Origin of the sequence: Paenibacillus macerans (genome assembly GCF_050565405.1) — a bacterium.
GTDB lineage: Bacteria > Bacillota > Bacilli > Paenibacillales > Paenibacillaceae > Fontibacillus > Fontibacillus macerans_B.
In genome coordinates, this window is the sequence record NZ_JBNYYG010000036.1 from 24,321 (window position 1) to 36,951 (window position 12,631).

Here is a 12,631-nt window from a genome sequence, read left to right on the forward strand (position 1 = left end):
TGCTTTCCTCATGAATAAGCCTCATACGCGCCTCCGCTTTTGGGCTGGTCTGCGGACGATCGGCGGAACCATCGTCACGGTGGAGCACGGGCAAAGCCGGATCGTCTTCGATTTCGGCCGTAGCTTCAGCCCGGCGGCAAATCTGCTGGAGCGCGGCCTGGCCGGGCTCGCCGACCCGGTGGCCGACTTTCTGCGCCTGGGCGTGCTGCCGCCGCTGGACGGGCTGTATGTTGAAACATCGCTGCTTGCGGCAGAGAGCGATCTGCGCCCGGCAGGTCGCAGCGATCTCCACCCGGCGGTGCTAATCTCCCATCTGCATCTGGATCATATGGCCCTGATCGGGATGGTCGATCCGTCGGTGCCCGTTCTGATGTCCAAGGAAAGCCTGCGCTTGTACGAAGCGTTGGAGAGGATCGGGGAAGGCGTGCCGAATCCTTCCGGACGGACGTTTGATTCTTTCGCCTATGACCGACCGACGGCTTGCGGCGAGATTAGCGTCACGCCGTTGCGGGTCGACCATGATGTCGCCGGCTCTTGCGCCTTCCTGGTGGAGACGCCGGACGTCCGGCTGCTGTATTCAGGCGATTTCCGCCTGAACGGGCAACATCCGGAATGGACGACGGAAATGGCCGAGGAGGCGAAACGGCGCCGGGTGCATGCGTTGATCATCGAGGGGACGACGATCGGCCTGACGGAGGATGGGGAGGCCGAAAGCGATGCCGACAGCGGCGGGAACCAAGCCACGGAAGGCCATATGGCGGAGCGGGCCGCGGCGGCGATGCGGGAAGCGCCCGGCTTGGCGGTTTTCAACATGTACCACCGGAACATCGAGCGCGTGGAAGCGTTGTGCACGGCGGCGGTTGCGGCCGGACGGACGCCGGTATTGGAGCCGGAGACGGCTTTCCTGCTGCGTTCGCTCACCGGGCGGGACAACGTAGCCGTGCTGTCGGAAGCTCAATCGGAAGCCCAGTTGGGAACTCAATTGGAAACCCAATTGGAAGCTCCGATGGAGGCTCCGGCCGCAGGCGGCATCCCGATTTCGCTCGCCGACATCAACGCAGCCCCGGAGCGGTATGCGCTGCAGAACAGCTTCGCCCGGTTACTGGAACTGCTGCGGCTGCGAACGGAAGGCGGCGTGTATATTCACTCCAACGGAGCGCCGCTTGGCGCTTACGATCCCGATTATGCCGCAATGCGCGACCTGCTGCGGCGGATCGGCCTGAACTACAAGTATATCGGCGCTTCCGGCCACGCGACGCCCGAGCACCTGAGGTTTGTCGGCGACCGGATCGGAGCGGACTGGTTTATTCCGCTGCACAGCCTCCATCCGGAACACTTGGAGCTATCGTCGGGGATTCGCCTGCTTCCCGAATACGGGAAGACGTATTGTTTTGAAAAAGGCCGGCTTGTCATCATTTAATCCAACGTTCAAGTAAAACCGAACTGTATTTTACATCCGGTTGTTAAAGTAAAAGGATCATCGTACTTTAACTTGACCGGGGAGGATGAAGATGATGAATAATCCAGGGTACCGCCGGCTGCGTTCGCCCCGCTTATCCGTTTATTTGCTGATTTCATCCGCATTGGCTCTGGCTGTCTTGCTCGGTTTCTCCCTTTCGGCGAGCGAGGCTGAGCGGGACAACAAGCTTTTTGCCGCCAAATCGCTGGACGCCACGCAGGCGACGCTGAAAAATATGGAGCGGCTGCTGGCCGATCAAATGATGGATAATGAGGCGATCTACGATTTTTTTGAAAACAACCCGTTCCGAGCGGATTTTATCAACTACAGGGCTTCCGGCGAAATTTTCCGCATCGTGAAAAGCAATTCCCTGATCCATTCGCTTTATTTATACCGCGCGGAGGACCGGAAGGTGATTACCGCCGGCTACGCGGTGCCGATCGAGGTTTTTCCCGATCGGCTTTTCGCGTTGGAAGCGGCGCGTCAGGGACCTAGCGCGAACTGGTCGGCCGTAAGGTCGTTTTCGAAAGTTCCGCTGGTTGAGCCGCAGGAACAAGTGATTTCCATCGCCAAAAGCGCGATGCCGTATTATCGGAACGAAGGGCTGATCGTCTTGAACGTCAAGGTGGATCCGCTGCTGGAAAGCATCGGCAAACGTAAAACCCAGGATAACGCCTTATGGCAAATTACGGACCGGGAAGGGCAACCGTTGCTCCCGAAAGAGGCGGGGCCGTGGCCGAACAACGTGATTTCCTCCGTCCATTCGGCCTATACGGGCTGGAGTCTGAACAGTGGTGTGAACGGCGTGCCTTTGGCCGGAAAGCGTTCCGTCCTGATTCTCCCCAGTGCTCTAGCGGCACTCGTTCTAATTTTGTCGTCCGCCAACCTTGGGCTTGCGGTACGGCATCGCCGGGCGGAGAAAGAGAGGCAGCGTGCGGACAACGAGCGGCTGCTTCGCAAGCATTTCTTCCTGGAACTGCTTAACGACGAGCAGTCGGCTCCATTAAAGGACGTACCATCGCCTTCGGCTTGGCCTGGAATGAAGGAATCAGGCATACCGCGGCTGCTGGCCGTTGCGCAAATCGATCAGTATTCGCAATTTTTGCAACATGACAAAGAGGAAATCCACTACCTGAAGGGCCGGTTGCAGGAGGCGGCCCAAAACGCCGGAGACCGTGCTGCGCATGAAATTTGGGCGGAATGGATCTCGGGCGACAGGCTGGCCGTAATGGTGAACGCGCTGCGGGAGCGGGCCACGGACGTCGGGGAGATTTACGCTTTGTTGGACGATGTCCGGGCGCGGGCGCCACAAGAGCTAGGCTTCACGATCACGATTAGCGTCGGCGGACCCGCTCCGGACCCGGCGGACGTCAAGCGATCCTTCACGGAGGCTCTGGCTGCACTGCAATACAAAATGTCCCTCGGCGGAAACCGCGTTCTGATTTACGGGCAAATCCAGGAGAACGAAATCGTCGTCGATCCGCAGTATTTTCGGCACATTGAGGATTTCATCCATCAGTTCCGGGTCGTAAATCCCGCCTGGGAGTATAGTTTGGCCAAGCTGTTCGGGCTTTTGGAAGGTTTCGTGGTGAAGCGCGAGCAAGTGCTGCAATTGCTGAATTATATGATCTACCGGTTTGCCCGGGAGATGGAGGAATTGCCGGCTGAAGTGGGTGCCTGCTGGAACCGGGCCGTGTTTCCCGGCTTGAGCGTTGCCCTGCAGGAAGCGGAAACCATGGCCGAGCTGCGCGGATGTTTTAACAACCGGTTCGCCGAACTGTTTGCGGAATATGCGGTGTTGCTCGAGACGAAGGATCAACGGAGCCTGGTTTATGACATTCGCCGGTTTATCGAAGAGAACTTCACCAACCCGGAGATGTCGCTGGAATTGATCGGCGAACGGTTCGGCATCCACGGAAAATACGCCAGCCAGTTGTTTAAAGAGGAGTTCGGCGTCAAATTCGTCGATTTTTTAATCGCTTTGCGCATTGAACGGGCAAAACGAATGCTGAAAGAAACAACCAAGCCGATTCACGAAATCTCGCTGCATGTCGGATATAACCACGCGATCTCGTTTGGGCGAATTTTCAAGAAAATACTGGGCATGTCGCCTGGGGATTACCGCAAGCAGATGCAATAAAATCAGTGTGCCCGCAAGGGGCGGCCCCGAAAAATCCGATCTATGGCTAAAAGATAGGGTTTTCCGGGGCTTTTTCCTTTTTGTAGGATCGGCGGAAAATGGTATGCTCACAGCCTGGAAAGGCGCGCCGGAACGGTGATCTTCCTTTTGGTTGCCCGCGCTGAATCTTGTAAATTGCCGGATTGGTTTCGGACCCCTATAACTGAATTGGACGGGCCAACGCCCGGACTAATTTCTGTACAAAGAGGTGTGGAATGAACAGGAAATGGTTGAGGTTCACGATGTCGATGCTCGTTTTGGGCAGTGTGCTGGCCGGCTGCGGACAGAACGCCGGGGGCGGGACGGAAACGGGCGGTTCTGCGGGGGCGGGCATGGTTACGCTTCGGGTGGCTATTTTTGATCGGGGAAATTCACCGGCGGGCTCCACGGCAACGAACAACTATTTGACGAACTGGGTGCAGAAGGAATTCGGCGACCCGAACGGCATTAAGGTGGAATACGTGCCGATTCCGCGTTCCGACGCCACGGAGAAGCTGAATGTGATGATGGCCGGCAACGATGCCCCGGATATTGTGTTCGCGTCGACGGACAACCTGCTTCCCTACAATTACGCCAAGCAGGGCGGGCTGATGGATATCACCGCGCTCGTGGATGAATACGGCCCTAATCTGAAAAAGTATCTGGGCGAATCGCTCGATTACGGCAAGGTGGAAGGGGTGCAATACTCCATTCCTGGCCGGCGGGTGTTCACCGGCAAATACTCCGCCATCATCCGCCAGGATTGGCTGGACAAGCTGAATCTGCCGATGCCGCAAACGACCGAAGAGGTGTACGAGACGCTGAAGGCTTTTAAAGAGAAGGATCCGGGCGGGACCGGCGGTAAAGTCATTCCTTACGGCTTTTCGCTCACGGCCGCTTCGATCGAACCGCTGGTGTGGTCGTTTATCGACGACGGGATGACGGAAGAAGAACGGTATACCTTATCCCAGAAGATCGGGTATCCGCTCCTGCTGCCCGGACATAAGGAAGCCGTGCAGTTTGCCAACAAGCTGTACAACGAGGGCCTGATCAGCCCGGACTTCGCGCTGGATAAAGACGGGAAAACGATGCTTCAGGACGTCATGAACGGCAGGGTCGGCATGTACACTGAGGACGTGGGCAAAACGTACCTGGACAATCCGGGAGTAGCCAAGGTGTTGTCCCAGAACATTTCCGGAGCCCGGCTCGTACCGGCCGATCCGTTTACGAACAAGTCGGGAAAACACTTGAAGCCGAAGTATGTACCGACCGGGTTTTACCTGATGATTCCGGCGGGGAGCGAACGCGGCGCGGAAGCGATCCAATATTTGGACTGGCTGGCGCAGGAAGCCGTGATGTTCAGCGTGTTTAACGGCGAGGAAGGCCGGGATTACAAGCTGGCGAACGAGCTGCCGGAACGGATCGAATCCGAGGAAACCGGCAACAGGCTATACAATTCCGCCGATATCGCCATGATCACGATCGGACAGGATTTCGGCAGCGCGGAGAAGAACCGGGCAGCGGTGGCGGCGACGGTTCCCGAGCCGTTCCGCGAGGATATGAAACGGGCTTATGAAATCTCCGAGACCGACCCGATCGATTACGCCAACTTCGAGCAGCCGATTCAGGCCGAGCTGAAATACGTGAGCGCGCTGTACGACAAGTATACGGATATCTTCGTGAAAAGCGTAATGGCGAAACCCGAGCAGTTTGATCAAGTTTACAACAGCATGCTGGAGGACTACATGAACAGCGGCGGCCAGGCGATCTTGGAGGAACGGACCGAAGCCTACAAGGCCATGAAGAAGTAACGGAGTGGCTCCATTGAAAAAGACGGCCGTTTATGTCCTTCGCCATTGGCAGCTGTACGCGCTGCTCGTGTTGCCGCTGATTTACTTTGTGCTGTTCAAGTATGGCCCCATGTACGGGGTGACGATCGCGTTCAAGGATTTCAATCTGTTTCAGGGCGTAGCGGGCAGTCCCTGGGTCGGTCTGGACGTGTTCGCGGAAGTGTTCCGGATGCCGGGCTTTTATACCGCCCTGAGAAATACGTTTATGCTGAATTTGCTCGATCTGCTGGTTTCCTTTCCGGCTCCGATCGTGCTGGCGCTGATGCTGAACGAGGTGCGGAGCCGCTGGTTCAAACGAATTTCGCAGACGATTCTGTATTTGCCGCATTTCATATCCTGGATTATTCTGGGCGGCATCATGTACCAGGTGTTCGCCACGGATTCGGGAATCATTAACCTGCTGCTTGCCCGGTTTGACCTTGATCCGGTTCCGTTTCTGACGGACAAGTATTACTGGCTCATCACGTATTTGGCGGCGGGCGTTTGGCAAAGCGCCGGCTGGGGCACGATCATTTACCTCGCCGCCATCGCCGGCGTCAACAAGGACCTGTATGAAGCGGCCGCCGTGGACGGCGCCGGCCGATTTCAGCAAATGCGGCATGTCACCCTGCCCGGGATCCGGACAACGATGATCGTCTTGCTCATTCTGAAGATCGGTGAAATCGTGCAGATCGGCTTCGACCGGCCGTACGTGATCGGAAACGTGATCGTGAAAGACTTTTCCGAGGTGCTCAGCACCTTTGTTTACAAGGCCGGCATGGAAGGCATGCAGTTCTCCCTGGCCACGGCCGTCGGCTTTTTTCAAGCGGTGGTCGGACTGGTCTTTCTGCTGTCGGCCAACGCTATTTCCAAAAAAATAACGGAAAAAGGAATCTTCTGATGGATACGTTGCGCGCATTAGTTCTGCGGAAGGGTGGAGGCCGGATGTTTGCCGCCGTCAACACGGCTTGCCTGCTTTTGTTTGTCGCCTTGTGTTTGGCGCCCTTCCTGCATATCGCTTCCGTTTCGTTAAGCTCCAGCCAGGCTATTTTATCGGGGAGGGTCAGTCTTATTCCCGTTGACCTCAATATGGAGGCGTACCGCAAAGTGTTTCAGGACAACGCGATGCTGCGGTCGCTGGTCCTTTCGATCGTCCTGACCTGCGCGTACACGGCGTTTTCGATGTTGATGACGGTGTTCGCCGCTTATCCGCTGACGAAACCGATCCGCGGGAGAAAGCTGCTTATGGTGCTGATCGTCGTTACGATGTTTTTCAGCGGAGGCGTGATTCCGGAATATTTGCTGGTCAAAGGGCTGCATCTGACCAACAATCTGTGGTCGCTGATTTTGCCGGTGCTGATCAATCCCTTTTTTCTGATTATTCTGATGTCTTTCTTCTCTTCGCTTCCCAAAGGGTTGACCGAGGCGGCGGAGATGGACGGGAGCAGCCATTTCCGGACCCTGCTGACCATTGTCCTGCCGTTGTCCATGCCGGCTCTGGCGACGCTCAGCCTGTTCTATGCGGTGGGCCGGTGGAACGGGTTTATGGATTCGCTGCTCTATATCACGGACCCGCAGCTGTATCCGATTCAGCTTAAACTGTATCAAATCGTCTCGGGCGGCATGCTGAATGATTTGAGCGTGCAGGAAAGCGACGCTTTCGCGGCGGTCCTGCCGGAAAGCATGAAGGCGGCTAGCATTATGTTTGCCACGGTGCCGATCCTGATCGTCTATCCCTGGCTGCAGAAATATTTTATCTCGGGCGTGATGGTCGGGGCGATCAAGGAGTAGTTTTATACATTGAACTTATGGAGGTTATGAAAAATGGTTGACAAGTTGAAAGTAGCCATTATTGGATGCGGGGGTATCGCAAACAGCAAACATTTGCCGGCATTAAGCAAGCTGGATCAGGTGGAAATCTGCGGCTTCTACGATGTGCTCCCCGAGCGTTCGCGGCAGGCGGCCGATCAATTCGGTGCCCCGGGCGCCAAGGTGTATGCCGATTACCGCGATTTGCTGGCGGAGCCGTCCATCGATGTCGTGCATGTATGCACGCCCAACGATGCCCATGCGGAAATCTCCATCGCCGCGCTGGAAGCGGGCAAGCATGTGATGTGCGAAAAGCCGATGGCCAAGTCGGCCGCCGACGCCCGCCGGATGGCGGAAACGGCGCGCCGCACGGGAAAGAAGCTGACGATCGGGTACAACAACCGCTTCCGCATCGACAGCCTTTATTTAAAGCAGGCCTGCGAGAACGGAGATCTGGGCGACATTTATTTCGCCAAGGCGCATGCCGTCCGCAGACGCGGGGTGCCGACCTGGGGCGTCTTCCTAAGCCGGGAGAAGCAGGGAGGCGGCCCGCTGATCGATATCGGCACTCATGCGCTCGACCTGACCTTGTGGCTGATGAACAATTACGAGCCGCAGGTCGTGTTGGGCACCGCTTATCACAAGCTGTCGCAGCGAGAGAATGCCGTCAATTCCTGGGGCCCGTGGGACCCGAAGCAATTTGAGGTCGAGGATTCGGCCTTCGGCATGATCGTCATGAAGAACGGCGCTACCGTCATGCTGGAATCCTCCTGGGCGCTGAACACGCTGGAGGAGAAGCAGGCCGTGTACACGCTGTGCGGCACCGAAGGCGGGGCGGATGTGAAGGACACGCTCCGCCTGAATGGAGAGAAGTACGGCCAGTTGTACGAGCATCCGGTGCAGTTCAATACCAAGGGCATGGAAAGCATGCAGGAGAAGGAAATCCGCTTGTGGATCGAAGCCGTCCTGCAGGACAAGGAGCCGCTCGTAACGCCGGAGCAGGCTTGTGTCGTATCGGAAATCGTCGAGGCCATTTACGAGTCGAGCGCGACCGGCAAAGCGGTCTATTTCAATTAAAGCCGGTGCGGAATTAACGTCCCGGTGTTCAGCGAAAAGAAAGGATGAGGCAACCGATGATCAGATTAGCTTTGTTAAGTTTCTGGCATGTCCATGCCAAAGATTATGCGCGCCAGGCGGCGGAGCATCCGGAGGTGGAGATCGCCGCCTTGTGGGATGAAGATGCGGAGCGCGGACGGAGGGAGGCGGAAGCCCGGGGGATTCCTTTCTTCGAGAACCTGCCGGAGCTACTGGACCGGGAAGATATCGACGGTGTGGTCGTTGACGCACCGACTGCGATGCATCGTGACGTGATGGTCGCGGCAGCGCAGGCGGGCAAGCATATTTTTACCGAGAAGGTGCTGGCGCCGACCAGCCGCGAATGCGGCGAGATTGTGGACGCGGTGGAGAAGGCCGGAGTGAAGCTTACGGTTTCGCTGCCGCGCATGAATACGCCGTTTGCCCAAGCGATTCGGCAGGCGATCGCGGAAGGGGTGCTGGGCGAGCTAACATTGGTGCGAATTCGTTTGGCGCATAAAGGAGCGTTGTCCGAGGACGGACTGCCTCCGTATTTTTACGATCCGGAGCAGACCGGCGGCGGGGCCATGATTGATCTCGGCTGCCATCCGATGTATTTGGCCCGCCTGCTCCTCGGCATGCCCGAAAGCGTCAGCGCCAGCTTTGGGAGCGTCACCGGCCGGGCTGTCGAAGACAATGCGGTCGCCGTGCTGCGGTACGGCAACGGGGCGCTTGGCATGGTGGAGGCCGGTTTCGTCAGCCGCTTTTCCCCGCTCGTCATTGAAGCCCACGGAACGGAAGGGAGCTTGTGGTTCAATGCCCAGGACGGCAAGGTGATTGTAGCGAGTACAAGGCTGGGCGAACCTGTGATCCGGGAATGGAAGCAGCCGTCTCCGCTCCCGTCTTCGTTCGAGCAGTGGATTTCCCATATTCAAAACGGGACGACGGCGCGGGAAAACATTGATTTGGCCGTGGATTTAACGCGGCTGATGGAAGCCGCGTACCGCTCGGCGTCGTCGAAGCGGGCTTACGATTTAAACGAGATCGGGAGCTGACCATGGATTACGTTCACGATAAGGGAGAATACGCGTTTTCAACTTGCTGGAACACCTACTCTGTCGGAAGCCGGGGAGTTGATCCGGGAGTTGCGGGGCGCGCCCGTGGGCTTATGGTATGACATCGGCCATGCCATGATGATGGAGCGGATGGGCTTGTACGACAACCGCCGGGATTTGCCGCAGGTGCGTTCGGCGATCGTCGGCGTGCATATTCATGAGACGATCGGTTTGTCGGACCATCACTGTCCCTATGTGCACAGCGGAATCCGGGAGGCGTTTGACCCGTTTCTGGACGTGATCGATGCGGCTCCTATCAAGGTGTATGAATTGAAAGCAAGCTGCAGCCCAGACGATATTCACGAGAGCCACCGGAGCATTACCCAATAGATCGGCAGCGGAAAGGGAGAAAGAGCATGAATAGGGAATTGGTTTTGAAATACGCGCCTTATCTTTTTTTTGATAAAAAAGAGCCGTTTTTTCCCGTGCGTACGGGGGTTACGGTACTGGAGGAGGCCGGGGCATCGCCATCGTTCCGCCGCCGCTTCGATTTCGGGCAGCCCGGACTAAAGTATGTGATCGAATATGCCATCTACTGGGATTACGATATTCAGCATCTGTACGAGCTGGAGCATGTCTGGGTGTATGTGGGGCAGGACGGGAGCGTTCTGGACTGCGACGCCAGCTTTCACGGCTGGTATTTCAAAAGCCTGCTGCGGGATCGCCGCAATCTGGACGGCACGCAGGTGCGGCTGTATTCCCAGCCGGGCAAGCATGCTTTTCTGCCCGATCCGGACATGTTCTACTTGCTCCCGGATTTAATGGAATGCACCAAGCCGGAAGCCCCCAAACGCGGGCTGATCGTAACCGGAGCGTTCGACGGGGTGTATGCGTCGGATGAGGAAAAAGACCGGTTGGTGAACGCGGAGTTGATGCGGTACGGCTTTACGCCTTCGATGGAGTTTGCGGAGTACCGCCTGCCGCCGGAGCAGTTTGTGCCGTGGCCACAATTGCGCGAGGAAATCCCACGGCGCATCGAGGAGCGGCTGGCGGAGCTGCGCGAGCGGGAAGGGCGCGGGTGAGATTTGGGAGTGATGTTCCTTGGGAGTCAAGCGGCGGCGTATCGCCCGCCACCTGGCTCCCGTTTTATCGTAGATAAGAGATTTGAGGTAACCCCAATCCCATACTTTTACAATGTTATGGTATAATTTTAGACAAGCAATAGAATAGGCTTGCAAGGGCGGTCGGCTACCTCTCATTCTCATAGAAGGGAGGGATGCCAGGTGGAAGTTTATCAAGCGTTAACGCTAATGATCTCATTTGCGACACTAGAGGTTGTTCAAAAAGTCATCTTCCCATGACGAAGCCGTTCATGAAGAGAGTTCGACGTCGAATCTTGAATTCAGCCGGGCCTTCCGTTGCTCACGTAGATCCGTCTACGCTGCGCTACTCAGTCCCTAGCTTCATCCAACCTTCTCGATCCTGAAAACCTGACTTTTTGAACTTGAACTTTAATTGTCCCGATACTTTCTTTCCATAAACGCAAATAGACCGCCCTCGGCAAAGGAATCGGTCTATTTGCTGCCATTCCAATAAAAGCCTACCGCCCTTAAAAGCGGCTATTGCCCGGGGCCGTGCGCTGCAAGCACGGCTCCTTCATAATTAATTTCATTGTATCACAAACAAAATGAAATTTACACGGTCGCGAAATTTTTTTGCTGGGGAGTCCACCGCTATTATCACGGTTGCAGGCTCCCTTTGCTATTGCCGGAAAGTTCCAATCGGCTTAATAAATTGCCTTATACAACTGCTCGATCTCGGCGATCGACGTGTTCCGCGGGTTGCCGCCCGTGCAGACGTCTTCGAACGCGGAGCGGGCAAGGGAAGGGATATCGTCCTCGCGCACGCCGACCTCGCGAAGATGAGCCGGGATGCCAACGTCCAGCGATAATTGCCGCACGGCTGCAACCGCGGCGTTGCGCCCCTCCTGTATGCTCATGGTCTCTGTCCCCTGCACGCCCATGGCTTTGGCGATGTCGCGGTACTTTTCGCCGGTGAAGTCGGCGTTGTAAGCCATGATGGAAGGCAACAGGATCGCGTTGGCCACCCCATGCGGCGTATCGTAGAAAGCCCCCAGCGGATGGGCCATGCCATGAACCAGCCCAAGTCCCACGTTGGAAAAGCCCATGCCGGCAATATATTGGCCCAGCGCCATGTCCTCGCGCCCTTTCGACTCGTTGTTCACAGCGCCGCGCAGGGAGCGGGAGATGACCTCGATGGCTTTGATGTGCAGCATGTCGGTCAGCTCCCAAGCCGCTTTGGTGATATACCCTTCGATGGCATGGGTTAAGGCATCCATGCCGGTAGCGGCGGTCAGGCTTCTCGGCATGGAGCTCATCATGTCGGAGTCAACGATGGCCACGACCGGTATGTCATGAGGGTCCACGCAGACGAATTTGCGTTTATTTTCGGCATCGGTGATGACGTAATTGATCGTGACCTCCGCCGCCGTGCCGGCCGTCGTCGGTACGGCGATGATCGGCACGGAACGGTTGGCCGTGGCTACCGCGCCCTCCAGGCTGCGTACGTCGGCGTATTCGGGATTGTTGATAATGATGCCGATCGCCTTGGCCGTATCGATCGGCGATCCGCCGCCGATCGCGATGAGATAATCCGCTTCCGCCGCCGCATAAGCGCGAAGTCCTTTTTGCACCACTTCAATGGTGGGATTCGCTACCGTTTCGTCGAATACGGAATAGGCTAATCCGTGCTTGTCGAGCAGTTCCGTGACTTTGGAGACGACGTTGTATTTCACCAGATCCTTGTCCGTAACCACCAGGGCTTTGCCCCAATGCCGGCCTTTTACCTCATTGACGATGTTAGCGATGGCCCCGGCTCCGAAATAAGACGTCTCATTCAAAATCATCCGTTGGCTCATGTTCATGTCCTCCTTAAATGTGAAAATATTCACTTGAATAAAACTGCCAATCCACTGCCGTTCTGTCCTATATAGATTGAACTAATGATTGTACGGATGGTGGCAGTCGCAGATTTCTCTGATTTGCTAAATTCAGATAAGGTAGAAATCCGCTCACAAAGGCGAACGCTCCGCTTCTTCAGAATCATTTCACCTTTTGCCTCTTTCCGTTCCTTTCTTTAGTTCAAATTATATATAGAACAACGGGTTTGCCCGGGATAGCAGGTCAGGTTGCGGCAGCTTCGTTTGTCTTCATCATAATCTTTAGGG

At 56.4% G+C, this 12,631-nt stretch carries 10 protein-coding genes; 9 read left to right on the forward strand and 1 reads right to left on the reverse strand.

The features are described 5' to 3' along the window. Positions 1–10 precede the first annotated feature (10 nt). The 9 genes from ACQ4N8_RS18950 (at position 11) to ACQ4N8_RS18990 (ending at position 10,466) form a co-directional block, all read left to right on the forward strand. Positions 11–1,420 (forward strand): MBL fold metallo-hydrolase, encoded by a 1,410-nt coding sequence (locus ACQ4N8_RS18950; RefSeq protein ID WP_430705914.1) that lies wholly within the window; start codon positions 11–13, stop codon positions 1,418–1,420. 94 nt (positions 1,421–1,514) lie between these two features. After that, positions 1,515–3,599: a helix-turn-helix domain-containing protein gene (locus ACQ4N8_RS18955; RefSeq protein ID WP_430705915.1), complete on the forward strand. Its 2,085-nt coding sequence runs from the start codon at positions 1,515–1,517 to the stop codon at positions 3,597–3,599. Positions 3,600–3,853: 254 nt separating this feature from the next. Continuing rightward, positions 3,854–5,428, forward strand: a complete 1,575-nt coding sequence (locus ACQ4N8_RS18960; RefSeq protein ID WP_430705916.1) for an extracellular solute-binding protein — start codon at positions 3,854–3,856, stop codon at positions 5,426–5,428. Positions 5,429–5,441: 13 nt separating this feature from the next. Further along, entirely contained in the window at positions 5,442–6,347 is a 906-nt protein-coding gene (locus ACQ4N8_RS18965; RefSeq protein ID WP_430705917.1) for an ABC transporter permease, read from the forward strand. Then, the gene (locus tag ACQ4N8_RS18970; protein ID WP_430705918.1) at positions 6,347–7,237 is read left to right on the forward strand and encodes a carbohydrate ABC transporter permease; all 891 of its coding nucleotides are present in this window, start codon (positions 6,347–6,349) and stop codon (positions 7,235–7,237) included. The genes ACQ4N8_RS18965 and ACQ4N8_RS18970 overlap by 1 nt, the downstream gene beginning before the upstream one ends. A gap of 33 nt (positions 7,238–7,270) precedes the next feature. After that, positions 7,271–8,332, forward strand: a complete 1,062-nt coding sequence (locus tag ACQ4N8_RS18975; protein ID WP_430705919.1) for a Gfo/Idh/MocA family protein — start codon at positions 7,271–7,273, stop codon at positions 8,330–8,332. A 56-nt stretch (positions 8,333–8,388) separates the two neighbouring features. Then, a complete protein-coding gene (locus ACQ4N8_RS18980) occupies positions 8,389–9,384 on the forward strand; it encodes a Gfo/Idh/MocA family protein (RefSeq protein ID WP_430705920.1) in 996 nt (331 codons plus the stop codon). A 105-nt stretch (positions 9,385–9,489) separates the two neighbouring features. After that, entirely contained in the window at positions 9,490–9,774 is a 285-nt protein-coding gene (locus ACQ4N8_RS18985) for a hypothetical protein (protein WP_430705921.1), read from the forward strand. A gap of 26 nt (positions 9,775–9,800) precedes the next feature. Then, entirely contained in the window at positions 9,801–10,466 is a 666-nt protein-coding gene (locus tag ACQ4N8_RS18990; RefSeq protein WP_430705922.1) for a hypothetical protein, read from the forward strand. Positions 10,467–11,170: 704 nt separating this feature from the next. On the opposite strand, the gene fucO is transcribed toward ACQ4N8_RS18990, so the two are convergent. Next, a complete protein-coding gene (fucO, locus tag ACQ4N8_RS18995; RefSeq protein ID WP_430705923.1) occupies positions 11,171–12,322 on the reverse strand; it encodes a lactaldehyde reductase in 1,152 nt (383 codons plus the stop codon). Between the last annotated feature and the right edge of the window lie 309 nt (positions 12,323–12,631).

What these genes read in the sequence shown, in the direction of transcription:
- ACQ4N8_RS18950 (WP_430705914.1), top strand. Translation starts at nt 11, where the DNA reads ATGAATAAGCCTCATACGCGCCTCCGCTTTTGGGCTGGTCTGCGGACG.
- ACQ4N8_RS18955 (WP_430705915.1), top strand. Translation starts at nt 1,515, where the DNA reads ATGAATAATCCAGGGTACCGCCGGCTGCGTTCGCCCCGCTTATCCGTT.
- ACQ4N8_RS18960 (WP_430705916.1), top strand. Translation starts at nt 3,854, where the DNA reads ATGAACAGGAAATGGTTGAGGTTCACGATGTCGATGCTCGTTTTGGGC.
- ACQ4N8_RS18970 (WP_430705918.1), top strand. Translation starts at nt 6,347, where the DNA reads ATGGATACGTTGCGCGCATTAGTTCTGCGGAAGGGTGGAGGCCGGATG.
- ACQ4N8_RS18975 (WP_430705919.1), top strand. Translation starts at nt 7,271, where the DNA reads ATGGTTGACAAGTTGAAAGTAGCCATTATTGGATGCGGGGGTATCGCA.
- ACQ4N8_RS18980 (WP_430705920.1), top strand. Translation starts at nt 8,389, where the DNA reads ATGATCAGATTAGCTTTGTTAAGTTTCTGGCATGTCCATGCCAAAGAT.
- ACQ4N8_RS18990 (WP_430705922.1), top strand. Translation starts at nt 9,801, where the DNA reads ATGAATAGGGAATTGGTTTTGAAATACGCGCCTTATCTTTTTTTTGAT.
- fucO (WP_430705923.1), bottom strand. Translation starts at nt 12,322, where the DNA reads ATGAGCCAACGGATGATTTTGAATGAGACGTCTTATTTCGGAGCCGGG.